Source organism: Aquicoccus porphyridii, assembly GCF_008369105.1.
GTDB classification, from domain to species: domain Bacteria; phylum Pseudomonadota; class Alphaproteobacteria; order Rhodobacterales; family Rhodobacteraceae; genus Aquicoccus; species Aquicoccus porphyridii.
In genome coordinates this window covers 1-348 of record NZ_VINQ01000255.1, presented here as the reverse complement: position 1 = coordinate 348, position 348 = coordinate 1, and the positions used below count along the sequence as shown (strand labels likewise).

General features: G+C 70.4%; 1 pseudogene. It reads right to left on the bottom strand.

From position 1 onward, the window contains the following. Window positions 1–24 precede the first annotated feature (24 nt). Window positions 25–348 (bottom strand): annotated as a pseudogene (locus tag FLO80_RS24395) (hypothetical protein); the annotation flags it as partial.

Sequence of the window (348 nt, the reverse complement as noted above, 5' to 3'; positions counted from 1 at the left end):
CTGCGGGCGCCGGACTGAGCCCGGCTACCTGGGCCGGATCATGCTGAACGTGTCGCGGGTATGGCTGTAGTGGCTGCCGCCCAGGCGACCGACCAGGTCGAGCCGGGCGCTATCCACATGGCGCTCGTCGGCCAGCACGGCATCGTCGACATGGGCCAGCAGCACGCGGGCGAAGATCAGGTGGCAATTGGGGTTCTCCGCCGGATACGGCTTGATCTCCGCCACCTCGCACTCGAAGGCCACCGCCGCCGCGGCGATCCGCGGCGGCGCCACGCGTACGCTGGACACGGTAGGGATGCCGACCGTCTCGATCTCGCTCACGCCATGGGGCAGCCAGGCGGAGGTGGC